This is a genomic window from Halorientalis brevis, assembly GCF_023077655.1.
Window position 1 is genome coordinate 789,153 of record NZ_JALLGV010000001.1, and the last position, 21,705, is coordinate 810,857.

19 protein-coding genes are annotated in these 21,705 nt (G+C 68.0%); 9 read left to right on the top strand and 10 right to left on the bottom strand.

All coding sequences use genetic code 11. The annotated features are described in order from the left end of the window. Positions 1 to 30: 30 nt before the first annotated feature. The 4 genes from dcd to MU553_RS04100 are packed head-to-tail and all read left to right on the top strand — an operon-like array spanning position 31 to position 3,487. The gene (gene dcd / locus MU553_RS04085; protein ID WP_247375913.1) at positions 31 to 621 is read left to right on the top strand and encodes a dCTP deaminase; all 591 of its coding nucleotides are present in this window, start codon (positions 31 to 33) and stop codon (positions 619 to 621) included. Then, on the top strand, positions 618 to 1,514 hold the full coding sequence (locus MU553_RS04090; RefSeq protein WP_247375915.1) for a thiamine-phosphate synthase family protein: 897 nt from the start codon (positions 618 to 620) through the stop codon (positions 1,512 to 1,514). The genes dcd and MU553_RS04090 overlap by 4 nt, the downstream gene beginning before the upstream one ends. A 1-nt stretch (position 1,515) precedes the next feature. After that, complete coding sequence (locus tag MU553_RS04095; RefSeq protein WP_247375918.1) at positions 1,516 to 2,187, top strand: class I SAM-dependent methyltransferase; 672 nt, start codon at positions 1,516 to 1,518, stop codon at positions 2,185 to 2,187. 43 nt (positions 2,188 to 2,230) lie between these two features. Then, a complete protein-coding gene (locus tag MU553_RS04100; RefSeq protein WP_247375921.1) occupies positions 2,231 to 3,487 on the top strand; it encodes a hypothetical protein in 1,257 nt (418 codons plus the stop codon). Positions 3,488 to 3,495: 8 nt separating this feature from the next. Here the strand turns inward: MU553_RS04100 and MU553_RS04105 are convergent, their stop codons facing one another. From MU553_RS04105 to MU553_RS04115, 3 genes are all read right to left on the bottom strand, one after another. Continuing rightward, on the bottom strand, positions 3,496 to 4,260 hold the full coding sequence (locus MU553_RS04105) for a DUF7001 family protein (protein ID WP_247375923.1): 765 nt from the start codon (positions 4,258 to 4,260) through the stop codon (positions 3,496 to 3,498). An 81-nt stretch (positions 4,261 to 4,341) separates the two neighbouring features. Then, the gene (locus MU553_RS04110) at positions 4,342 to 6,348 is read right to left on the bottom strand and encodes a M61 metallopeptidase family protein (RefSeq protein WP_247375925.1); all 2,007 of its coding nucleotides are present in this window, start codon (positions 6,346 to 6,348) and stop codon (positions 4,342 to 4,344) included. Between the two features lie 125 nt (positions 6,349 to 6,473). After that, positions 6,474 to 7,400 carry a sulfide-dependent adenosine diphosphate thiazole synthase gene (locus tag MU553_RS04115; RefSeq protein WP_247375927.1) on the bottom strand — a complete coding sequence of 309 codons (927 nt, stop codon included), beginning with the start codon at positions 7,398 to 7,400 and terminating at the stop codon, positions 6,474 to 6,476. Between the two features lie 152 nt (positions 7,401 to 7,552). On the opposite strand from MU553_RS04115, the gene MU553_RS04120 reads away from it, so the two are divergent. Then, positions 7,553 to 9,355, top strand: coding sequence for a sensor histidine kinase (locus MU553_RS04120; protein ID WP_247375929.1), 1,803 nt, complete (start codon positions 7,553 to 7,555; stop codon positions 9,353 to 9,355). Positions 9,356 to 9,373: 18 nt separating this feature from the next. Here the strand turns inward: MU553_RS04120 and MU553_RS04125 are convergent, their stop codons facing one another. Continuing rightward, entirely contained in the window at positions 9,374 to 9,916 is a 543-nt protein-coding gene (locus tag MU553_RS04125; RefSeq protein WP_247375931.1) for a hypothetical protein, read from the bottom strand. Beyond that, positions 9,913 to 10,659 carry a DsbA family protein gene (locus tag MU553_RS04130; RefSeq protein ID WP_247375933.1) on the bottom strand — a complete coding sequence of 249 codons (747 nt, stop codon included), beginning with the start codon at positions 10,657 to 10,659 and terminating at the stop codon, positions 9,913 to 9,915. The genes MU553_RS04125 and MU553_RS04130 overlap by 4 nt, the downstream gene beginning before the upstream one ends. Before the next feature lie 178 nt (positions 10,660 to 10,837). Here MU553_RS04130 and MU553_RS04135 point away from each other — a divergent pair, with 178 nt between their 5' ends. Further along, positions 10,838 to 12,580: an Hvo_1808 family surface protein gene (locus MU553_RS04135; protein WP_247375934.1), complete on the top strand. Its 1,743-nt coding sequence runs from the start codon at positions 10,838 to 10,840 to the stop codon at positions 12,578 to 12,580. A gap of 56 nt (positions 12,581 to 12,636) precedes the next feature. Here the strand turns inward: MU553_RS04135 and MU553_RS04140 are convergent, their stop codons facing one another. The 3 genes from MU553_RS04140 to MU553_RS04150 all read right to left on the bottom strand — a co-directional run bounded on the left by MU553_RS04140 (position 12,637) and on the right by MU553_RS04150 (position 17,243). Beyond that, positions 12,637 to 13,386 carry a 4-phosphopantoate--beta-alanine ligase gene (locus tag MU553_RS04140; RefSeq protein WP_247375936.1) on the bottom strand — a complete coding sequence of 250 codons (750 nt, stop codon included), beginning with the start codon at positions 13,384 to 13,386 and terminating at the stop codon, positions 12,637 to 12,639. A 74-nt stretch (positions 13,387 to 13,460) separates the two neighbouring features. Continuing rightward, positions 13,461 to 16,343 carry a DUF1508 domain-containing protein gene (locus MU553_RS04145; RefSeq protein ID WP_247375937.1) on the bottom strand — a complete coding sequence of 961 codons (2,883 nt, stop codon included), beginning with the start codon at positions 16,341 to 16,343 and terminating at the stop codon, positions 13,461 to 13,463. Positions 16,344 to 16,415: 72 nt separating this feature from the next. After that, a complete protein-coding gene (locus MU553_RS04150; protein ID WP_247375940.1) occupies positions 16,416 to 17,243 on the bottom strand; it encodes a pantoate kinase in 828 nt (275 codons plus the stop codon). A 132-nt stretch (positions 17,244 to 17,375) separates the two neighbouring features. On the opposite strand from MU553_RS04150, the gene MU553_RS04155 reads away from it, so the two are divergent. Then, the gene (locus MU553_RS04155) at positions 17,376 to 18,680 is read left to right on the top strand and encodes an acyl-CoA thioester hydrolase/BAAT C-terminal domain-containing protein (protein WP_247375942.1); all 1,305 of its coding nucleotides are present in this window, start codon (positions 17,376 to 17,378) and stop codon (positions 18,678 to 18,680) included. Positions 18,681 to 18,717: 37 nt separating this feature from the next. Here the strand turns inward: MU553_RS04155 and MU553_RS04160 are convergent, their stop codons facing one another. Continuing rightward, positions 18,718 to 19,236, bottom strand: a complete 519-nt coding sequence (locus MU553_RS04160; RefSeq protein WP_247375946.1) for a PH domain-containing protein — start codon at positions 19,234 to 19,236, stop codon at positions 18,718 to 18,720. Between the two features lie 112 nt (positions 19,237 to 19,348). Between MU553_RS04160 and MU553_RS04165 the strand changes: the two genes are divergently transcribed. Beyond that, complete coding sequence (locus MU553_RS04165) at positions 19,349 to 19,651, top strand: UPF0175 family protein (RefSeq protein WP_247375948.1); 303 nt, start codon at positions 19,349 to 19,351, stop codon at positions 19,649 to 19,651. After that, entirely contained in the window at positions 19,648 to 20,178 is a 531-nt protein-coding gene (locus tag MU553_RS04170) for a PIN domain-containing protein (protein ID WP_247375949.1), read from the top strand. The genes MU553_RS04165 and MU553_RS04170 overlap by 4 nt, the downstream gene beginning before the upstream one ends. Positions 20,179 to 20,342: 164 nt before the next feature. On the opposite strand, the gene aspS is transcribed toward MU553_RS04170, so the two are convergent. Beyond that, positions 20,343 to 21,647, bottom strand: coding sequence for an aspartate--tRNA(Asn) ligase (aspS, locus tag MU553_RS04175; RefSeq protein WP_247375952.1), 1,305 nt, complete (start codon positions 21,645 to 21,647; stop codon positions 20,343 to 20,345). Positions 21,648 to 21,705 lie beyond the last annotated feature (58 nt).

The following is a 21,705-nucleotide window of genomic DNA, read 5'->3' on the forward strand; positions in this document are numbered from 1 at the left end:
TTTTAATCCGGTGGCCCCGGTGATTCTGGTATGATACTCTCGGACGCGGACATTCTCGCGCGGCTGGAAGAAGGGGACCTCGTCATCGATCCCCTGGAGGACCCCGAGATCCAGGTCCAGCCGGCCAGCGTCGACCTCAGACTGGGGCGTGAGTTCCTGGAGTTCCAGCACGCCAACATCCCCTGTATCCACCCCAACAGCGAACAGGAAGTCGAAGAGTACGTCGACGAAACGTACGTCGAGGAGGGCGACGAGTACATCCTCCACCCCGGCGACTTCGTGCTCGGCACGACCGTCGAGCGCGTCGAGATTCCCGCCGACCTCATCGCGCACGTCGAGGGTCGCTCGTCGCTGGGTCGACTGGCCATCGTCGTCCACGCCACGGCGGGCCTCTGTGATCCGGGCTACGAGGGCCAGATCACGCTCGAACTGTCGAACCTCGGGACCGCCCCGGTGGCGCTGACCCCTGGCATGCGCATCTCACAGCTCACCTTCACCGAACTCAAGACGCCCGCCGAACGGCCCTACGGTGAGGAACGCGGCTCGAAATACCAGGGCCAGACCGGCCCGCAGGCCTCGAAGATCCAGGGCGACCACGAGTTCCACGGGACCCAGAAATGAGGTTCATCGAGGAGGTCGTCGTCGACGAGTTCCTGCCGACGTTCCGGTCGATGCTCGCAGAAGCGCTCCGCGAACGCGAACTGACTCAGAGCGAGGTGGCGGACCTCCTGGGAATCAGCCAGAGCGCCGTCTCGAAGTACGTCCACAGCGAGGTGACGGTCAACGAACGGCTCGAAGACGACGAGCGCGTGGTCGAACTCGTCGAGCGCCTCGCCGACGGCCTCACGGGCGGGGAGATGAGTCCAGTCCAGGCCCTCGTCGAAGCCGAGGTCGTCATCCGCCAACTCGAACAGGGTGACGTGCTGGCACAGCTCCACCAGGAGGCCGTCCCGGAACTCGCCGAATACGGCGGCGCGTTCGCGGTTCACGATCCCGACAGCGACGTCCGCATCGCAGAGCAGGCGCTCGCGTCGGTCCGCCGCGGCCTCGCGATCGTCGAGAACACGACCGAGTTCGCCAGGCACATCCCGGCCGTCGGCACTAACCTCGTCGAGGCGCTGCCCGACGCCGACAGCATCGAGGACGTCGTCGCGGTGCCGGGCCGCATCATCGACCTGAAGGGACGCCCCGAGGTCCCGGCGGAACCCGAGTTCGGCGTCAGCGAGTACGTCGCGAACGTCCTGTTGACCGCGCGCGCCAACGGCAGCGACGCCCGCGCCGCGCTGAACGTGAGTTACGATTCGAGCCTGCTGGAGGCGCTCGAAGCCAGCGGGTACGACACCGTGGAGTTCGACGCCGACCAGGGTGTCGAGGACGGGGTCGCCGCCGCACTGGACGCAGAACCGAACGCCGGCGTGATCTATCAGACCGGTGGGTTCGGCCTCGAACCCATCATCTACGTCCTCGGTCCCGACGCGCCGACCGTCGCCGGAGCAGTCCGGGACGCGCTCTGAGATGGATTCGGTCACCGCGACACAGTCGTTCTACGGTCGCTGGGCCAGCCTCTACGACGCGCTCGCGAGGGCGCCCGGCGTGACCTCGTGGCGCCGGCGGGCCGCAGACGCACTCGAACTTACCTCCGGCGACACCGTCGTCGATATGGGCTGTGGCACGGGCGCCAACCTCCCGCACCTCCGCGAGCGCGTCGGCCCAGACGGCGCCGTCGTGGGCCTCGACGTGACGCCCGAACTACTGGATCGCGCCCGCGAGCGCGTCGACCGCGAGGGGTGGCAGAACGTCCACCTCGTCCAGGCGGACGCGACACAACCGCCCATCGACGGGCCGGTCGACGCCGTTCTGGGGACGTTCGTCGTCGGGATGTTTCCGGACCCAGCGTCGGCCGTCGCGGACTGGTGTGCGCTCTGTCCGGGCGGCCGCGTCGCCCTGCTCAACTTCCAGCGCAGCGACCGGCTGCTGGCCCAGCCGCTGAACCTCGCCTTCGAGGCGTTCGTCTGGGCGTCGGCCCCCGGCTGGCGACTGCCGGACGAACCCCCGGCCGCCGCGTTCCAGCGCCGCGTCGCCGCCGCCCGTGACGCGCTGACCGAGCGAACCGTCGACCGGCGCTACGAGGAGTTCTCGGGTGGCTATCTCGGTTTGATCGCCGGGCAGGTCGAGCGCGGCCACTGACCGAACAGGAACGTTTTTTGCAGTCATGACGGCACCACAACCTATGTTGGCCGCTAACCGCTTGGCGCCAGTGGCGCTCGCCCTCCTGATCGTCCTTGCAGGCTGTGGGGGCGCTCCTGGGAATGGAACGGCGACGAACGACGCGGCGGGAACGCCGACCGCGAACGGAACAGCGACGACGACTGGCGACGCGTCCGGGACTGTCACGCCGGAGCGAGCGTCACAGGACGGCGCTGTCGCGGTCGAGAACGGGACGCTCCGGGTCAACGCAACCAGGACCTTTGCACGAGTTCAGTCGCTCATGGGGACTGACGTGGACCCGCGACCAGTCGAACTCAGAAATCTCAGCGAGTGGCGCAGTTCACTCCCCAGGGTCGCGGCCGCGCCGATCAACGACGCGCTCGGGTTCGAGAACGTCTCCGCGAACTGGAGCGAACCCACCGGCGTCACGAAGTTCACTGGGTACGTGTACGTCCATCCGGGCGAGGGTTCGCCCCAGGAGGTCGAACGCGTGCTCGCCCACGAGTTCACGCACAGCATCCAGTTCCAGGCGAACATGTTCCCCTGGCTCGACGAACTGCGAACCGGGCGCGTGACCACGGACGAGGCCAAGACGCTCCGGGCACTCCAGGAAGGCGGCGCCGTCTACGTGACTGACGCGTACACACAGCAGTATCTCGACGTGCAGCGCAACTCGGCGTTCGCCCGGGAGTACATGTCGAAAAGCCCCACGCACTGGAGCGCGCTGGCCCCCTACTACTTCGGCAGCCAGTACGTCGCCTCCCGAATCGACTCGCCGCAGCAACTCTCGAACGTCTACGACAACCGACCCAACACCACCGAGCAGATCCTGCACAACGAGACGCGACGCGAGGAACCGCCGGCGGACCTCGCCGTCGAATCGACCGTCTCGGCCTCCCAGTGGCAGTACCTCGGGAACAACACGCTCGGCGAGATGACGACGCGGGGCGCGCTCGGCACCGAGTTGACCCAGTCCAGAGCCGCAGAGGCAGCCGCCGGCTGGGGGAGAGACGAGATCGCGATCTTCCGGCACACCGGCGGTGACGAGCGCTACGGCTGGGCCTGGGTCCACCGGTGGGACGACGCGAGCGAAGCCGACGAGGCCGCGAGCGCGCTCCGAACCTTCGCCGAGCGACGCAACGACGCCTCGACGTACGAGTTCGCGGTCACTCGCGTCAGCGACGGCACGACCGCGCTCGTGTTCGGCGACGATGCCTTCGTGGCCAACGCGACCGTGACCGGAACGACCAGCAACGTTTCTGTCGCCGTCGGCGCCTGACGTCCCGGCTACGTGCCGTACAGTTCTTCGTGCACCTCGCAGAACTCGGGCTCCCTGAGCTGTGCCTCGACGACGCCCGGCTGGCGGTGTGGATTCGCCAGCCGACAGGACGCGTCGTCGCAGAACGCCTCGCCGGTGTCGAGATAGTGGTAGGCCTGCAACACGTAGCCACACAGCGCCTCGGTCGTCCGCGGATCGCCCTCGACGAGGAACTCCCCCTCGACCGCAGATTCGAGGACCTCGCGTGGCGGCGCGTCGCCCGAGAGCAGCGCGTGTTTCTGCTGTTCCTCGTAGTACTGCTCGGGTTTGGCCGGCGCCTCGTAGAGGCCCGGCACCGACACGAGCGCCGGCTGGCCGAGGACCGTCACGCGTTTGTGCCACCGCCCATCGTGGTCGCCCCAGGTTCCGAGAACGCGATCCAGAATCGGCACGTGCAGGTGGTCGAGCGTGCGCTCGTCGTCGGGGAGCCGGTCTCGAAGCGCCTCCTGGACCTGCAGTCCGTCGTAGATGACGCCGCCGGCGCGCTCGGGGTGCTCCATCGCTCGCTCCTCGTAGCGGACGATCCCGAGCATCGCGTTGCCGGTCTCACGCTCGTACGGACTGAGCACGCGCGCCTCCGCGAACGCCGTCGGGAGTTCCTCGTCGGCGACGCGCTGGAGAAACCGGTCGCGAACCTCGACGTCGGCGTCGACGCGGTCGCGGAGCCAGTCGGCGATGGCGGAGGCGTCGGCCGCCGCGGTCGGCGCGCGATAGAGCGTGACCCGTTCGACCATATTCTCCAGTGGTACCGCCCAGTGAAACTGCTTGCGGTCGTCGACCGAGCGGGGCCGGTCGCGGACGACGGCCGGTAGTGCTTACCCCCTCACACGGGCGGCCAGGGACGCCAGTACGACCAGGGCCGCCACGCCCGCGCCGAAGCCGGGGCCACTACCGGCCGTCGACCCCTGGGTGGCGTCGCTCGCCGTCGGTGGCTGCCGGACCGTCACCGTCAGATTCCGGTCGCCGAGCCGGTAACGGGAGGTGCCCGCGGTGTCAGGGGTCCGCTCGAACGCCAGGGTTCGGTTCTCGCCCGGCCCGAGCACGACTCGACGCGTCTCGACCGGTGACCCGTCCTCGAAGAGCGTGAGGTTCGACGCGGCCGGCACCGCGTCGGCGTTCCGGACCGTCGCAGTCAGCACGAGTCGGTCCCCGACGATCGGGTCTGCCGTGTCGGACGAGAACCGCGAGACGGTCGGCGTCGCGGGGGGACTGACGACCACGTCGACCATCGATTCGCCGACCTGGAGCGCGTACTCACCGGGGCTGGTGAACGCGTGCTGCACCTGCCAGCGCTTCGTCTCGTTGGCAGCGAGGGTCCCCTCGTCACGAGCGACCGTCGCTCCGTTGACTCGCGCGCGGGCCTCGTACTCCCCGGTCCCAGCCCCGGTGTTCGAGACGAGGATGGTCGCCGTGAGCGTCTCTCCCGTCGCGAGCCGTATCGGCCCGGTCGCACCGATCGCCCCCGTTCGATAGGGGCCGCTCACGCTGAACGCCGAATCGGTGCCAGGATCCGCGAACGCGTACCCGACGTTCGGGAGGGGAGTGTCGAACGTCCGCTGGTGTTCGGCCCGGCCCCACATCGACGGGGTCGCTGCGGACGCCGTGTACTCGTCCGACAGGGCCGCCACCCGGGAGCCAGCGGTGGCCCGGATCATCGCGCGCAGGTCGGCGCGCGTGACCGGCCCGTCGTGGGCGTTCATTCGCCTGAACACGGTTTGCAGGGAGGCGTCCGTCGTCGCGAGCCGCGTCGCGCGGTCGAGTTCGCCGGCCACCAGGGCGCCTTTCGTGTAGGGAGCGACGCCGTTCCAGGTCGACGGGGTCGTCAGGATCGCCTCGGCGTCGGTGGCGCGTTCGCCGAGCGCCAGCCGTGAGCGGAACGTCTCGTAGTCGATCGAGCCCTGTTCGAGCGCGAACAGCGCCGCGTAGTAGGTGGCGCTGGCTTCCGTGAACCAGCGGGTTTCGGGCGTCAGTTCGTGATCCTGTCGGGTGTGGACGTACTCGTGGATCCAGACGTTGTTCGCCGCGTCGAGCCGCGACCGGTCGCGCACCCAGAAGGCCGACTCGCCGCTCTGGAGCCCGTCGACCGCCCACTCGACGCTCCCGGTCGGTGCTGCGACCATGAACACCTCTGGATCGCGATCGCCCACGCGGAGCGCGTCCGCCGACGCCGCCAGAGCGTCGAACACGTCGGCCGGTCGCTCCGCCAACGAGGCCGACGCCGGGACGACGAGCCGGAACGTCTGGCCGTGGGCCGTCCGCTGGTACTCCCTGGCCTCGCCGAGGTACATGATCCCGTCGCCGACTGCGCCCGGCCCCGCGACAGTGGTCGACCGCGACAGGGAGATCTCGCTGCGGCCGGTCCAGCTCATTCCCACCTGCGGCGTCCTGACGAGCGCCCACGGCCCGGCGTCGGCGAAGAGATAGTCGCCGTCTCTCGCGATCGGGCCGGCCGACTCGCTCGTCTCGTTGACCGACAGGCGGTAGGTCAGCGTCGGCGTCCTCGTCCGTCCGTCCCAGACGTATCGCCCGTCACCCTCGGAGAATCCCCGGCCGGCCATCGCCGTCCCCGATTCGGGGAGTTCGACCCGAAGTCCAGTCAGATCGGTGGGCGTCTCGTAGCGAAGCGTGACCGTGATCTCGCCCGGTCGGTCCGGCGTCAGCCGCACTTCCTTCGTCAGCACCAGCTCGCGCGTCGGAGTCGTCTCGGTCGGCCCACTGACCGCGTGCGCCGTTTCGACGGTCGCACCCGGACTGCCAGCCGTCACGGCCGCGCCGACGGCCCCGCCGGTCGCAGTCAGCGGGAGCAGCCAAACGAGGAGCACCGCGACTCCGACGGAACAGCGTCGTCTTCTCATCGCGATATGTCACGGATGCGTCGCTCTTAGTTCCAGTGGCACAGCGGCACGGAACGGCCGGCAGAGCAGGGTCCGCCGAAACCTGTCGAGCGCTAGTCGTCAGCCGGGCTCGCGCGGCTCGTCATCTCCACGTCCTCGGCGTCGACGCCGAGTTCATCGATAGCGGCCTGCGCTGCGCGCTTCCCGGAGAGCAACATCGCGCCGAAGGTCGGTCCCATCCGCGGCAGGCCGTAGGTCGTCGCCGTCGCCATCCCGGTGACGACGAGCCCGTCGTGGGCGAGTCCGGTGTGCTCGACGACCGCGTCCTCGCTCTTGCCGACCCACATCGAGTCGTGGCCGGGCGAGTCGTGGCCGGGCGCACCGTAGGAGTCGTCGCCGGTCTGGTCCATCCCGGCGTTCTCCTTCGCGTCCTCGATGCCGGGCGCGTCGAGCACGCCCCGCTCGTCGAGTTTCTTGACGGCCATCGCGTCGTGGCCGGTCGCGTCGATCACCAGGTCGGCTTCGACGGCGATCGGGTCGACGCAGGTAATCTCGCGGGGCAGCGCGTGGACCGGCGTCCAGTTCATCACGATGCCGCCGACGCGGTGGTCCTCGCGAATGACGATGTCGGTGAACTCCGTCATGTTCTGCATCTTCGCGCCCGCGTCGCAGGCGGCCTTGATGAGCCCGGAACATGCCTCGGGGCCGTTCGCCACGAAGAGCCCCTCGCTGTCCTGGGATTGCTTGTAATCGACGTCGAGGTCGTCCAGCACGTGGTGGGCCGGGCCGCGCACGGTGACTTTGTTCATCAGGAAGCCGCCGAGCCAGAACCCGCCGCCGAGGTAGTTGTTCTTCTCGACGACCATCGTCTGGACGCCGCGCTCGGACAGTTCCTTCGCCGCCATCAGCCCGGAGGGACCGCCACCGACGACGATGACGTCGCTGTCGGAGAAATCCATGAACTCCTCGGTCCACTCCTGGCCGATGGCGCGGGTGACTTCCGCCTCGCCGACCTCGCTGAACTGCTCGAATCCGGACATAGTAGTCGGTAATATTACCCAGTTATTGAAAGAACTTCCGGTCGTTCGTGCCGCGGGGAAAACGCGCTCGAAATGCCGAATATCAAAATCGAATGTGCAAATATCAAAAAGTGATAAGGCACCCCAGTGAGAAGAGATGCCAGACAGACTACATGCCCTGGCAGTACACGCCGTTAACCACCCCGGTAGTCGTCGCCGCCGGGGCAGTCGCGCTCGCCGCCTTCTACGTGGTGCGTCAGCAGCGGGCGTACGCGCCAGTGCCCGGGGGATACGTCGCTGTGGTTCTCTCGATCGCGATTTCGCTGACGCTGTTCGGCTACGCGACGCAGCTCGCGCACGTCGAGCGGGCGGCGAAGCTCAACTGGAACCAGCTCCAGCTCGTCTGGGCGATGCCGGTTCCAGCATTACTTTTGATATTCACGCTCAGGTACACCGGGAACGAGCGATACCTCTCCTGGTGGAGCGTCTCGCTAGCGTTTCTCGCGCCCATCGCGATGATCGCTCTCGTGTTCACCCACAGCACCCATTCGCTGCTCTGGACGGACGTAACGATAGATGCGAGCGGGGGCTTCGCGGCGCTCGTCACCGAGCCCGGCCCCGCCATGTACGTTTTCGCGGGCTACGCGTACCTGGTCGTGGGCATTAGCGTCGTCCTCCTCGTCGGTCGCGCCCTCGATTCGGCAGGGATCTATCGCCGACAGGCGCTCTTGCTCATCGCGGGGTCGGTGGTTCCGATTCTGGCCGGCAGCCTCTACCTCACCGACCTCAACCCGTACCCGAAACTGGACGTGACGATCGTCTCGCTCGCCGTGACGGGGCTCGCCTTCTCCTGGGGCGTCGCCCGGCACGGGCTGTTCACGCTCGTTCCCATCGCGAGTCAGGCCGCCGTCGAGCAGATGGACGACGCGGTCATCGTCATCGACGTCCGCGGTCTCGTGGTCAACGTCAACCCACAGAGTACGCCCTTCCTCACGACGAACGTCGAGCACGCCGTCGGGCAGTCCGTCGAGGACGTCCTGCGACCGTTCGCGGTCCCACCGGGACCGAACGAGAACCGGACCGAGAGCGACCGCGAGGTCGTCACGGATCCGGACACCGGCCGGTACTACCAGCGCATCGGCACGCCGCTGACCGACGACGACGGCGTCCTGATGGGCCAGCTCGTCGTCCTCCAGGACATCACCGAGCGCTACCGCCGCGAGAAGCGCCTCCGCCAGCAGAACGAACAGTTAGAGGAGTTCGCCAGCGTCGTCTCCCACGACCTGCGCAATCCGCTGAACGTCATCAGCGCCCGGTCGCAGCTCGCCCGCGAGACCGGCGACGACGAACACTTCGACGCGCTGGACCGCGCCAGCGACAGGATGGACCAGCTCATCGACGACCTCCTCCAGCTCGCCCGACAGGGCCAGACAGTCAGCGAGACCACCCAGGTAGACCTCCGGATCGTCGCCGAGGAAGCCTGGAGCCTCGTCGAAGCCCCCGAGGCCAGCCTCACGGTCGAAGGGGAGATGGCCGTCGAGGCCGACCGCGACCGGCTCCAACAGGCGCTGGAGAACCTCTTCCGGAACGCGACCGACCACGTCGGCGAGGACGTTTCGCTCCTGGTCGAGCCGCTCGAAGACGGCTTCGCCGTCGAGGACGACGGCCCCGGCATCCCCGTCGAAGAGCAGGACCAGGTGTTCGAGTACGGCCACACCACCGAGGACGACGGGACCGGGTTCGGACTGGCGATCGTCAAGGAGATCGTCGAAGCCCACGGCTGGGACGTTCGCGTCATGAACGGCGACATGGCGCGCAGTTCCCGGGACGGCGAGGGAATCGAGTACGGCGGCGCCCGCTTCGAGATCACCGGCGTCACGACCGCCCGCAGTTTCTCCTTCGGCACGGACGACAGCCCGTTCGGGTCCGGTGAGAGCGAGTTCGAACTCGGCGACCAGGGGTTCGAGTTCGGCTGAGTCGACGCGACCCGGCGCTCAGCCGTCCGCGGACGGGACGGCACAGGTCCGGGGGTCACCAGTCCGCGCGAGATAGCCCACGAGCAGCAGTATCCCGCCGAGTCGAAGTAAGTTTCCTTCGAAGGGAAGAATCGCGACTGCGCCCGCGAATCCGAGGAGACCGAGCACCCCGGTGCCGCAACTGGCACAGCCGGACGCGACGAGCGCCGGAACGAGGCTCGTCAGTCCGCCCGCGCCGGCCCGCCGCTGCGTTCGGAGCTGGGTCCCGGCGACGACGAGCGCGACGCCGGTCAGCATCGAGTACGCGACCATCAGCCCGACGCCCACCCAGCCCGTCGACGCGTAGGTGTTCGCCGTCAACGCCAGCACCGCGTCGTCCGCGTAGGCGAGGCTCGTTTCGAGCATCTGCACCGTGTATCCCGGAAACGCGCTCAACACGAGCACCACGTAGGTCAGGACGGCGCCGACGGTCGCGACCGCTGCCCGCCGACCCGTCGTGAGCGGATACACGAGCGCTGCCAGGAACCGCTCGGCGTGGCGCGTCAGCAACTCGTCGGTCATTGGTTCGCGAGCTGTTCCATTCCCTTCTGGAAGTTCTCGTACGGCTGTGCGCCGACGAGTTTCCCCGCCCGGCCCGCTTCGAGGTCTGCGATGACGAACGACGGCGTCCCCTGGAAGCGGAATCGCTGTGCCCGGCGCGCTTCGGCGTCGATCTTCGACTCGATCTCCGACCGATGGTCGCTCATGCACGACTCGACGGCGCTGCTGTCGACCCCGTCGACCGTGTCGGTCAGCGAGAGGAGGTTCTCCTTCGAGGCCCAGCCCGAGTTCTTGTCTCCCTGGTTCTCGAAGATCGTCTTCCGCCACTGCCAGTAGCGGCCCGGCTCGGCGTCGCGAACCTGTCGCCAGACGCAGCGATCCATCACCGCTGCCGTCGTCGACGCCTCGCCCATGTACGGGAACTCTAGGAAGGCGACGCGGAGTCGCCCGGGACGCACGTCGTTCTCGATGAGTTTCGGCAGCGTCTCCGCCTCGAACTGCCTGCAGAAGGGACACTGGTACTCGCTCCAGTAGAACATGGTGAACGTCGCATCGGGCTTGCCCATGATGGGGGTCCCGGACAGGTCGACGTCGAGTTGCGTCTCCGTGCTCTGATGGAACGGGGGCGCCTGCGTCTCGTTACCTGCAGCCGGCTCGGAACCGCTGAGTGTGGAAGCGCCGTACACGACACCGCCGCCGGCACCGAGGGCAGCGAGCCCACCAACGAGGGCACGGCGTCGGGTTACTGAATCAGGGGTCTCCATTCGGTCTTGTATACGAGAGACACGGAAGTTAAACGTTGGTCACTGGATCGCCACCGACGGACAGGCTGAAGTGCGGGCACTGGTACGGGAGCGATCACGGATACATCTATTCCACAGTTAGAGACCAGCCAACTCGCCACGTGGTTTCTATAACCTGCCGGCCGTCAGTGCGCCCAACGTGAAACCGAACCGCAGCGAGCGATCAGGGAAACAGGCCGGAACGCCGTCACCGCGCGAGGTCGGGCGGGCGGTCGCCGTCGTCTTCCTCTGTCTCCTCGGGATCACCGCGAGCGTCGTCCCGGCTGCAGCAGGGACAGTCTCGAACCAGTCCGCAGTCGAAACGGGCCGGCACGACGTGACGGCGACGGTTCCCCCGGACCCGCCGAGCGACCGACTCGGCTGGGAGAACGGCGTCTGGTACAACGAGAGTCTCGATATCACGCGGTCCGACGGGTACAACGACAGCGAACTGGACGCCGTCGTCGCCCGGACGATGGCTCGTATCGAGCAGGTCCGCGGGCTCGAATTCGAGCGAACGCCACCAGTCAGACTGATCTCGCAGGGCCAGCAGCGCACCGAGACGCAAGAACAGTTCACGGACGTCAACAGAACGAGCCGGATCGCACTGAACACCCAGTACGAAGCGCTGCTGTTGATCAACGAATCGACGAACGCCGTCGAATCGCAACAGGCGCTGTTCGGCGGCGGCGTCAGCGGCTACTACAACACGAGCGGACGGAACATCACCTTGGTCTCGCCGGCCAACGGGACACTGCAACTCCAGGAACCGGTGCTCGCCCAGGAGCTGTTCCACGCCCAGCAAGACCAGTATTTCAACCTCTCGACGAACATTTCGACGATCGAGGAGCGGAACGCACGGAACGGTATCGTCGAAGGCGACGCCAACTACGTCCAGTACCTGTACGAACAGCGGTGTCAAAACGAGTGGAACGGAACCTGCCTGGGGTACAACGGGAGTGACCAACAGCAGGCTCAGGAACCGCCGGCGAACCTCAGCATCGGGATGGTGCAACTGTACCTTCAGCCGTACCACTCGGGCGTGGCCTTCGTGCGCGAACGCCAGCAGACCGGCGGCTGGGAGAGCGTGACCGACGTCTACGACCAGCCTCCGAACAGCACCGAACAGACCATCCACCCTGACAAGTACCCCACGGACGAACCGACGAACCTGACCGTGCCGGACCGCAGCAGCGATAGCTGGGAGCCGCTGCGCGAGAACGGTGAGCGCATCACCGGCTCCGTCGGCGAGGCCGGCCTGTTCGTCTCGCTGTGGCTGCCCAGTTTCGAGAGCCGAATGCAAGCGAGGACAGACCAGGAGACCATCATCCCCTTCCGGACGCACCTCAGGGTCAACCCGGTCACCGGCGAACCCAAGCGGCCGGTCACGTACAACTACGACCATCCGGTCACCGCGGGCTGGGACGACGACAAACTCGTCCCGTACGTCTCGCCCGGATCGAACGAGACGGGCTACGTCTACGAGACGGCGTGGGACTCGGCAGCCGACGCACGCGAGTTCCGCGACGGCTACGTCCAACTCCTCGAGTACCACGACGCGAACGCGGTCGAGGGCCGCGCCAACACCTACCGGATTCCCGAAGGGTCGGAGTTCGCCGACGCCTTCCGCGTCGTCCAGCACGGAACGGAGGTGACCATCGTGAACGCGCCGACCGTCGACGCGCTCTCTGACGTGCGAAAGCCGAGCGACGACGCCACGACCGGGTCGTCGGTCGACTCGTCGAGGCCGACCGCAACCGAGAACGAATCGAACGCGACGGCAAACGGAACGGAGGACCCCGACACAACGACGAGCGAGTCCGGCCCCGGATTCGGCCTCGGGAGCGCGCTCGTCGCGCTTGCCGTGTTGATCGGCGGCCGGTTCGGCCGGTCGCGCCGGTAATGCAGTAGTTTCTTTCGAGGGAAAATTCACCTCGGTGTAGACGACAGAAATTCGTCTCAGTCGAGTCGACCGCCCCTGATTGCGTCTTCGGCCGCGGCGAGCGCTGCCTCCCTGTCGAACGAGTCGGTGATCCCCTCCAGTTCGTCGCGCGAGGCGTCCTGCAACTCGCGTGCGTGGGCCGTGATCGTCGGCACCGCGCGGATGATGTTGTCGACGATCGGGACCGTCGCCGTTTGCGCCGACCGCGACAGCGGGTTCAGGTCGATCACCAGCTCGGTTTTGCCCATCGCCGCGAGCGCCTCCGCCCGGTCGCCGTCCTCCAGCGGGACGAGGACCACGTCGGCGTCGCCGATGCCGTCGGCGTCGACTTTCGCGCGCTCGTGGTCCAGGCCCGGAATGCGGCCGTCGGCTTCCAGCCCCAGGACGTCCTCGGCGCCGTGCTCGCGGAGGTGCTCGGCGATGGCTTCCATCCGCTCTTCCGTGCGGTTGAACAGGTTGACCTCGACGTCTGCCCCAGTGGCTTCCGCCAACTCGACGAGTTCGCCCGGCACGAGCGCGGCGGCGTTGCCGTTGACCGACAGCACCGCGTGGTCGGCCAGCAGAAGGTGTGCGGCCGCGGCCCGAGCGGCTTCGTCGGCGGTGTCGATCGTCTCCTCGCCGAGAAGGTAGTCGTACGCCTCGCCCCGGCCCTGGGCGATGAGCCCCTGCTGGGACGTGATGCCCTTCTCGACGCCCGCCTCGATCCGGTGACGAGTCAGGAGCGACTCGTAGCGCGGGTGACTCTCCGGAATCTCGATGTCGTCCATATAGGGACAGAACGGTGCGCCCTGAAAAATCCCGCTGTCGCCGGGCGGACAACGGGGCCAGCCGCCGGCACGCCTTACGGCGCGAGTTCGGTCGCGGCGTCGGGTCCGTACTCACGGAGGCTGTCGAGCGCGTCACGGACCTCTCGACGCGTCGGATACTGGCGCATGCTCTCGGCGATGGTCGACCCGTCCGTGTCGACGAGGCGCCAGCGCCAGTCCCCGTCCTCGGCGTGGAGTTCGAACGCGGGCGACTCGATTTCGATGACGCTCGCGTCGGTCAGGCGGTCACGGACCTCGGCCAGGGCTCGCTCTGCCGCTGGTCGGGTATCGAACGACGGGCCGCTGACGCCGAGGACGGTCCCGGCAGTATCGACGAACTGCCACTCCCAGCCGCCCTCGCGCTGGACGAACTCGAACCCGGCCAGGTCGAACCCGAGCAAGCCCGCCCCGCTGGCGAGGTCGCGGACGCGGTCGAGTTCCGCCCTGGCGCTCTCGCGGGTGTCGTGCGTCCGGTCACCGACGGCCAGCGTCGTCCGGTCGGCGTCGATCAGTCGCCAGCGCCAGTTGCCGTCCTCGTCGTCGACGCCGTCCAGCCGGAACGCCGCGGGGTCGATCTCGAACACGCTCGCGGCGCTGGCGTGGTCGCGGACCAGGCGCGCGGTCGCAGCGACGGCGTCTCGCGACGGAAACTGCTCGGTGCCGACCGCCAGTCGCTCGCGGTCGCTGTCGATGAGGTCCCAGTACCAGCGCTCGTCCGGGGGAGCGGCAGCGCCCTCGGACTCGCTCGCCGTCGTGTCGAACCGGATCGCCAGGTCGGCGATCGTGTGGACGGTCGCGTCGGCCGCGTACTCGGCGACGGCGTCGGCGGCGTCGGTGGCCGCCTCCTGGCTCGGGTACCCCTCGACGCTCCGCGCGACGACGGTGCCGTCCGGGTGGACGAGTTGCCAGCGCCACCGGCGTGGCTCCGTGTCGCTGACGTACACGTGGAACAGGCCGGCGTCCATCGTCCGGACCGGCGCGTCCGGCGCGAGCAGTGCCAGCGCGTCCACGACCTCGTGGACCGCCTCGTTGCTGTCGTGACGACCCGGACTCGTCGCCAGCGTGTCGCCCGTCGCGTCGACGAGTCGCCAGTGCCACTCCGACGCGGCCTCGTAACACTCCAGGACCGGACTGTCGATCTCTACCATGTCCGCCTCCGGCGCGTGCTCTTTCATCGTGTTCATCGCAGACGCGGCGTCCTCCCGGGAGGCGTGTTGCTGGCCGCTGTCGGAGACGACCCGCCCGTCGGCGTCGACTAATCGCCAGTTCCAGGCGCCCCCGTCGGCCTCGTAGAGGTGGAAGGCGGAACTGTCGAACGTCACGCGTTCGGCCCGTTCGATCTCCTCGCTGACGCGGTCGACGGCCGCGCTCGCGGCCTCCGGCGTCTCGAAGTGGTCGCTCGGCGGGCTGCGAGCCAGCGCCCGTCGGTCCTCGGTGACCAGCCGCCAGGCCCAGCCGTCTCCCTCCTGGAACAGTTCGTACTCGGCGTCGTCGAGGACCGCCACCGTCGGGTCCGCGACGATGTCTTTCACCCGGCTCACCACGGAGCGGCCGCTCTCCTCGGAGGGAACGGCCTGCTCGCTGCGAGCGACGACCTCGTCTGTGTCGTCGACCAGCCGCCAGGTCCAGCCCCCGTTCTCGGTCTGGACGATCTCGTAGCCCGGGGCCGTGGCGGTGACGAACGGCACGTCGATGGCGCCTTCGACGACCCGACTGATCGCGTCCGTCACCGACGCCCGGCTCTGATAGCTGCCGGTCGCCTCCGCGACGGTCGTGTCGGCCGCGTCGAGCAGCCGCCACGTCCAGCCGTCCTCGCGCTCGACGCGTTCGAACCCGACCTGCTCGACGTCCATCACCGGGGCCGACTGGATCGCCTCGCGAACGGCGACGACCGCCGACTCGGCCGTCGCCCGGTCCTCGTACTCGGTGGCGCCGGTGCCGAGCACGCCGCGGGTCTCGTCGACTAACCGCCACTGCCAGGCCGAGCCGTTCCCGTACACCTCGAAGGCTCCGTCGTCGGCGTCGAGTAACGCCGCACCCGGGCCGTGCTCTTTCAGCAGGTTGACCGCCTCCTCGGCGCGTTCGCCGTCGGTGGCGTCGGCGCTCTCGGCCAGGACGACGCCGTCGTCGTCGACCAGGGACCACCGGACGGCGTCGCCGTCCGTGTAGAGGCGAATAGCAGCGTGTGTGACTTCGAGCAATCCCGCCGTCTGGACGGTGGCCCTGACGTCTTCGAGGGCCGTCTCGGCGGCCCGCGGCGTCTCGAACTGACACTGCCCGTCCGCGACAGCGGTCTGTTCGACGAACCACCAGCGCCAGCCGGTCTCACCCCGAAACACGGCGAACACGCCGTCACGCGTCTCCTCCCCGTGCAGGACTGCCGAGACGTTCGGGTCGGTGTCGTCCTCGGCGGTCCAGGCCAGGGTCTCGATCGGCTCCTCGGCCAGCAGCAGGCTTCGGCGCCCGGTGACGACCGGAACGAGGGCTGCGACGAGCGCGACGACGCCCAGGCCACCGACGTAGGCGACGACCACGGCGACGCTCTCGGTCGTCGTCCCGAACGCCCACGCTTCCGGATAGATCTGGACGAACACGAGCGTCGCGACGAGCGAACAGACAGCCCCCGCCACGGCAACGGTGATTGCCTGTCGCCTGAGCGGTAACTGCAGGACCGAACCCAGCAACAGCCCCACGCCACCGCTCGCACCGAGCCCGATTGCCCATTTGCGGAGCGCGGCCGCCGAGACGCCGACGTCGACCGCGCGTCCGGTCAGGAAGAGGCCGACCCCGCCGACCACCGCGAGCAGTCCGAGAACGAGTATCCAGTAGCCGTAGACCTCGGGTTTCGTGCGCGCTTCCCCCACGTACTTGTCGTAAACCCCGTAGAAGATGCTGTCCGGTTGAGACCCGGTTGCCATAGTATCACTGTCCGTCGATAGGCTACCTTCGCATGTTAAACGTGGTGAACGTTAAGCGATATGAGAGGTTGCTTACCTGTCGAGGCGCGCACCGGCCGCGTCGATTTCACAGACCACGGGGTCGTAGCCGGCGTCGGACAGACCCGTGCCGAGCGCGAACACGGTCTTGCCCAGCATCGCCATCGAGGCCTGGCCGTCGGCTTCGGTTACGTCGAGGATGACGTCCCTGATTTCGGGGGTCAACAGCTCGGCCTCGCGAGCGAACTGCCGGGAGGCGCGCATGAACGAGTCCATCGTCGGCTCCTTGACGACTCGCGAGAGGCTCCGCTTGCCGGCCTGCGTGAGGAGGTCCGTGTCACCGGAGATGACGTCCTCGGTCGAGAGTTCACCGAGCGTGTGATACTCGATGCGCGGGCGGGCGGGGATGCCGTCGAGCAGGTTGTCCTGTGGGCCGCCGGGTTCGAGCCTGATCGGGACGCCGCCGCGGGCCTGTGCGACCACGTCGCCGAGTCCGGTGTCGGCCTGGACCTCCGCGCCGTGAGCGATGGTAAGCAGTTCGTTCTCCGAGAGGCGGCGGTCGAACGCCTGGTTGGCTGCCAGCGCAGTCCCGAGCGCCATGCCGCCCGAGACGCCGAACCCGGAGCCGACGGGCAGCGGCGTCTCGGCGTCGACGCGGGCGGTCGCCTGGAGCGTCGAGAGGACGGTCTCGACGGCGTCCATCTCGATCGGCACGTCGTTGAGGCGAACGGACGTCTCCTCGGCGGGGCGGACGGTGACCGTCACACCGTCGGAGAGCGCCAGTCCACCGCCGCGCGACCCGGTCTTCGTCGGATCGTCGTCCCGGTGGATCGTGAAAAAGCCAGTTACGTGACCCGGAACGAACGCCGCCACTTCAGTCATATCGTGCACTCTATCGCCTGTCGGATAAATGGTTGTTGTCCCGCCGACAGGCGCGGGCGATCAACGTCGCAGCCGAACGCTGCGAGCCACGTCCGCCAGCACTTTTCTACGTCGCGCGTGACACCTCGGGTAATGGCTCGGCCGTCCCGTCTCGTCGTCGACCCTACCACGCCGCTCGTCGACGAGCGATTCACCGTTCGACTGGCGGGATTCCCCCCGAACCGTCGCGTGACCGTTCGGGCGCGGATGCCGCTCGACGGCGCCGTCTGGGAGTCCCGCGCCGTCGTCAGGACCGACGACGAGGGGCGCACCGACCTGGACGAACAGACGCCGCTCGACGGGACCTACGACCGGGCCGACGCGATGGGGCTGGTCTGGGCCGCACGCCGCACCGGCGACCGGCCGACCGCCGCGAACCGGACGAAGACCGACGGGAACGTCTCCATCACCGCTGCCCTCGAAGGCACCGTCGTCGCAACGGCCACGGTCGAGCGTCGGTTCGCCGCTGACGGCGTCACCAGCGAGTCCGTCGCCGATCCGGAACTCGTCGCCGAATTGTACCAGCCGCCGGGCGACGGCCCGCATCCGGGCGTTCTCCTGCTCGGCGGATCGAGCGGCGGCTTCCCCTCGCGGCGGGCGGCGTCGCTGCTGGCCTCGCGTGGGTTCGCCGTCCTCGCGCTGGCGTACTTCGGCGTGTCGAGTCGCCCGCGAAACCTATTGGGTCTCCCGCTGGAGTACGTCGACCGCGCCGTCGACTGGCTGGTCGCCGACGAGCGCGTGCGGGACCTGCCGCTGGGCGTCGTCGGCTGGTCACGCGGCGGCGAACTCGCGCTGCTGACGGGCGCGCGACGTGACCCCGTCCAGACGGTCGTCGCCTACGTCCCCAGTACCGTCGTGTTCCAGGGGAACGCGCTGACCGGTGATCCCGGCAGTGCCTGGACCGTGAACGGTGAGGGGCACCCATACGTTCCGCTGGAGCAGCCGCCGGGGTTCAGAACGCGGGCGGCACTCCGCTGGCTCCGCGGTCGGCCGCTCTCCGTGCGGCCGCTGTTCGAGCGCGGACTCGACGCGGCACCGGCGGCCCGACTCGCGGCCGCGACGATCCCGATCGAGGAGACCGGCGGGCCGATCCTGCTGGTCACCGGCGACGACGACCGGGTCTGGCCGGCCGACCGACTCGCCACGCGGGCGATGGCCAGGCTGGACGCCCACGAGTATCCCCACGACTACACCCACCTCCAGTTACCGGGCGCCGGCCACGACGTCAAGGTGCCCTTCCATCCCACGAGCGAGCGAGCCACCCGACCGATGCGGTTCCCGGGCCGCTCGCTCGGACTCGACATGGGCGGAACGCCGGCCGGCTACGCTAGCGCCGACGAGCAGGCCTGGAACGCCATGCTCGAGACGCTCCGAACTGGGCTCGACGCAGCACAGTGACGAGCAGTTGTGGAACGTTCCGCGACCACAGGATGGGTCAGTTCGTCGGTGGTGACGCGCCGTCGCACTGCGCCGAGATCGTCGCCGCGACGTCCGCCGGGTCGGAGACGTGCCGCAAGACGAACTCGCCGTCCGGCGACGCCAGGTGCACGCGTCCGTACGAGAACAGATCACCGGGCATCGGCTGAGCTACCGTCACGCTTCGGACGCGGTCGGTGTTACAGGACTCGACAGAGCCGAAGAGGAGGCCGCGTTTCCGGTACACCGCCTCGTCAGTCACCAGGTACCCGACGCCGGCCCAGCCGAGCAGCGGTGTGACGGCACCCATCACGCCGATCCCCGCGAGGAGGGATCCAATGAGCGTCGCAGGAGCACTCGCCGGCATCGACGGCCCGACCGCGACGTACCCTTCGCCGGCGAGCCAGACGCCGAGTCCGATCGCAGCCACGGCGAGCGCTTTCGCGACCGTCGAGAGCGCGGGGTAGACGACTGGTCGGCCGGTCCACTGGATCGTCTCCTCCGCCTCCAGTGACGCCCAGCCCGGTCGCTCGACCATAGGTACGCTGGAACAGCGAGTGCAAAAAACGCCTCGCTCCCGGTTCGGCGATCCGCGACGCGTCTCGAAACAGCCGACACGTTCAATGTATGCGGCTTAATATCCTGCAAACATGCCGACCATCAGCGCGCGCCTCTCCGAGGCGGAACTCGAGGAACTGGAGACGGTCGCCGACCTGCTCGAAGACGACCGGAGCACGACGATCAGGAAGGCGCTGGAGGAGGGACTGCAGGAGTTACGGATTCGGGAAGCCGTCGGCCGCTACCAGCAGGGCGACGTCGCCGTCAACGAGGCCGCCCGACTCGCCGGCCTCTCGGTGGCCGAGTGGCTGGACGTGGCCCGAGAACGCAACCTCACCACGCAACTGAGCGCCGCCGACCTCCGGCGCGACGCCGACAACGCCCAGGAGCTATGACGCGCATCTACGTCGACGCGACGGCACTCGTAGGCCTGGGGCAGGTCGGTGAGCTCGAACTCCTGGATGCCTTCGAAGGCACAGTCGTCGTCCCGGACGCCGTCCGCGCGGAGGTGACGACGGACCCCTCGCGCACGAACTTAGACCGGTTCCTCGACGAGAAGCCGGCCGTCACCGAGACGGTCGAGACGGAGTGGACCGACCAGGCGATGAGCGTGCTCGGCGCCGAAGCGCCCACGAGCGACGTGCGCGTCGTCGAGGGCATCCTCGAAGCGACCGACGAGGGACGCGACGAGCCTGACGCGGAGCCAGCGGCTGGACTGGTGTCGGACGATCGCCGGCTCCGGACCGTCGCGGAGGGGTTCGGCGCGACCGTGACCGGGACCTTCGGCGTCGTCGTCCGGGCCGCCACGGACGATAAGTACCTCACGACCAGTCAGGCAAAGCGCATCGTCCGTCGCATCGACAGCCACGGCCTCCACCTCACCGGCGAGTTGCGCGAACAGGCCGTCGGCGCGACCGACTAAGTTCTCACCGCTGGACGCCATACTCTCAGTCTCGGTCCGGCGAAAGAAAATCCTCTTCGTAATCGTGCGATCGGCCTTCCTGTCCGACGGTCGCCCTATGGGCTCAGACGCTGCCGGTCTGACGAGACTCGCTTCGCTCGTCTCGTTAGCTCCCAACGTCTTCGTCAGGGACTCAGACGTTGGCGATCCCGCGGGAACAGAACGGCTTCACGGATGTTGCCCAGCCCGAGCATCGTCATGATGAGGCGCTCGCCACCGAGGCCCCAGCCGGCGTGGGGCGGCATGCCGTACTTGAACATCTTCGTGTAGTACTCGAACGCCTCGGGGTCGAGGCCCTGCTGTTCGAAGCCTTCGACCAGGCGGTCGTAGCGGTGTTCACGCTGGCCGCCCGAGACCAGTTCCATCGACGGGTGCATCATGTCGAAGCCCGTCGAGATCTCCTCGTCGTCGTCGTGGTCCTTGATGTAGAACGGCTTGATCTCGCTGGGCCAGTCGGTGATGAAGTAGTGCTCGCCGACGTCCTGGCCGAGCGCGTGTTCGGCCTCCGTCGAGAGGTCGTCGCCGAACACGAGCGGCTCGTCGAGTTCGCCCGTCGCGTTGATGCGCTCGATGGCGTCCTCGTAGCTGATGCGCGGGAAGTCGCCCTCCGGCGGCTCGAACTCGTCCTGCAGGTCCAGGGCTTCGAGCTGCTCCTGGCAGTTCTCGGCGACGCCCTCGTAGGCGGCTTTCACGACGGCCTCGCAGGCGTCCATCGCCTCGGTGTGGTCGTAGAAGGCCGACTCGAAGTCGATGGAGGTCGCCTCGTTGAGGTGGCGCGGCGTGTTGTGTTCCTCGGCGCGGAAGATCGGGCCGATCTCGAAGACGCGCTCCAGGCCGGAGCCGACCATCAGCTGCTTGAACAGCTGCGGGCTCTGGTTCATGAACGCTTCCTGACCGAAGTACGTGATCGGGAACAGCTCCGTTCCGCCCTCGGTCCCCGTGGCGACGATCTTCGGCGTGTTGATCTCGGTGCTGCCGAGTTCGCGGAACTTCTCGCGGACTGCGCGCAGCGCCTCGGCGCGGATCTCGAAGATGGCCTTGACCTCGTCCTTGCGGAGGTCGAGCGTCCGGTTGTCCAGGCGCGTCGGGAGTTCTGCGTCGACCTTTCCGGAGGGGTCGAGCGGCAGTTCCGGGTCGGCCTCGGCGACGACGTCGATCGACTCGGGGACGATCTCGACGCCCGTCGGAGCGCGCTCTTCTTCGTCGACTTCGCCGGTGACGGCGACCACGCTCTCGCGGTGGACGCTTAATCCTGTGTCGACGAGGTCGTCGTCCATCTCGTCTTTCTCGAACTTGACCTGGATCTTGCCGGTCGTGTCTCGAATGATGATGAAAGCGATCCCCCCGAGGTCGCGAATCTCGTGGACCCAGCCGGCGACCGTGACGTGGTCACCTGGCTCGGCATCCGCTGTGTAGGTGCGGTCGTCCATGGAGCCAGGTATTGATGCCCGGGACTTAAGCACAGTCGTTTGCCATCGGTGTCAGCAG

Bases quoted from the DNA above. Each gene is read 5' to 3' on its own strand.
- dcd (WP_247375913.1), top strand. From the start codon at position 31: ATGATACTCTCGGACGCGGACATTCTCGCGCGGCTGGAAGAAGGGGAC.
- MU553_RS04090 (WP_247375915.1), top strand. From the start codon at position 618: ATGAGGTTCATCGAGGAGGTCGTCGTCGACGAGTTCCTGCCGACGTTC.
- MU553_RS04095 (WP_247375918.1), top strand. From the start codon at position 1,516: ATGGATTCGGTCACCGCGACACAGTCGTTCTACGGTCGCTGGGCCAGC.
- MU553_RS04100 (WP_247375921.1), top strand. From the start codon at position 2,231: ATGTTGGCCGCTAACCGCTTGGCGCCAGTGGCGCTCGCCCTCCTGATC.
- MU553_RS04105 (WP_247375923.1), bottom strand. From the start codon at position 4,260: ATGGTCGAACGGGTCACGCTCTATCGCGCGCCGACCGCGGCGGCCGAC.
- MU553_RS04115 (WP_247375927.1), bottom strand. From the start codon at position 7,400: ATGTCCGGATTCGAGCAGTTCAGCGAGGTCGGCGAGGCGGAAGTCACC.
- MU553_RS04120 (WP_247375929.1), top strand. From the start codon at position 7,553: ATGCCCTGGCAGTACACGCCGTTAACCACCCCGGTAGTCGTCGCCGCC.
- MU553_RS04125 (WP_247375931.1), bottom strand. From the start codon at position 9,916: ATGACCGACGAGTTGCTGACGCGCCACGCCGAGCGGTTCCTGGCAGCG.
- MU553_RS04130 (WP_247375933.1), bottom strand. From the start codon at position 10,659: ATGGAGACCCCTGATTCAGTAACCCGACGCCGTGCCCTCGTTGGTGGG.
- MU553_RS04140 (WP_247375936.1), bottom strand. From the start codon at position 13,386: ATGGACGACATCGAGATTCCGGAGAGTCACCCGCGCTACGAGTCGCTC.
- MU553_RS04145 (WP_247375937.1), bottom strand. From the start codon at position 16,343: ATGGCAACCGGGTCTCAACCGGACAGCATCTTCTACGGGGTTTACGAC.
- MU553_RS04150 (WP_247375940.1), bottom strand. From the start codon at position 17,243: ATGACTGAAGTGGCGGCGTTCGTTCCGGGTCACGTAACTGGCTTTTTC.
- MU553_RS04155 (WP_247375942.1), top strand. From the start codon at position 17,376: ATGGCTCGGCCGTCCCGTCTCGTCGTCGACCCTACCACGCCGCTCGTC.
- MU553_RS04160 (WP_247375946.1), bottom strand. From the start codon at position 19,236: ATGGTCGAGCGACCGGGCTGGGCGTCACTGGAGGCGGAGGAGACGATC.
- MU553_RS04165 (WP_247375948.1), top strand. From the start codon at position 19,349: ATGCCGACCATCAGCGCGCGCCTCTCCGAGGCGGAACTCGAGGAACTG.
- MU553_RS04170 (WP_247375949.1), top strand. From the start codon at position 19,648: ATGACGCGCATCTACGTCGACGCGACGGCACTCGTAGGCCTGGGGCAG.
- aspS (WP_247375952.1), bottom strand. From the start codon at position 21,647: ATGGACGACCGCACCTACACAGCGGATGCCGAGCCAGGTGACCACGTC.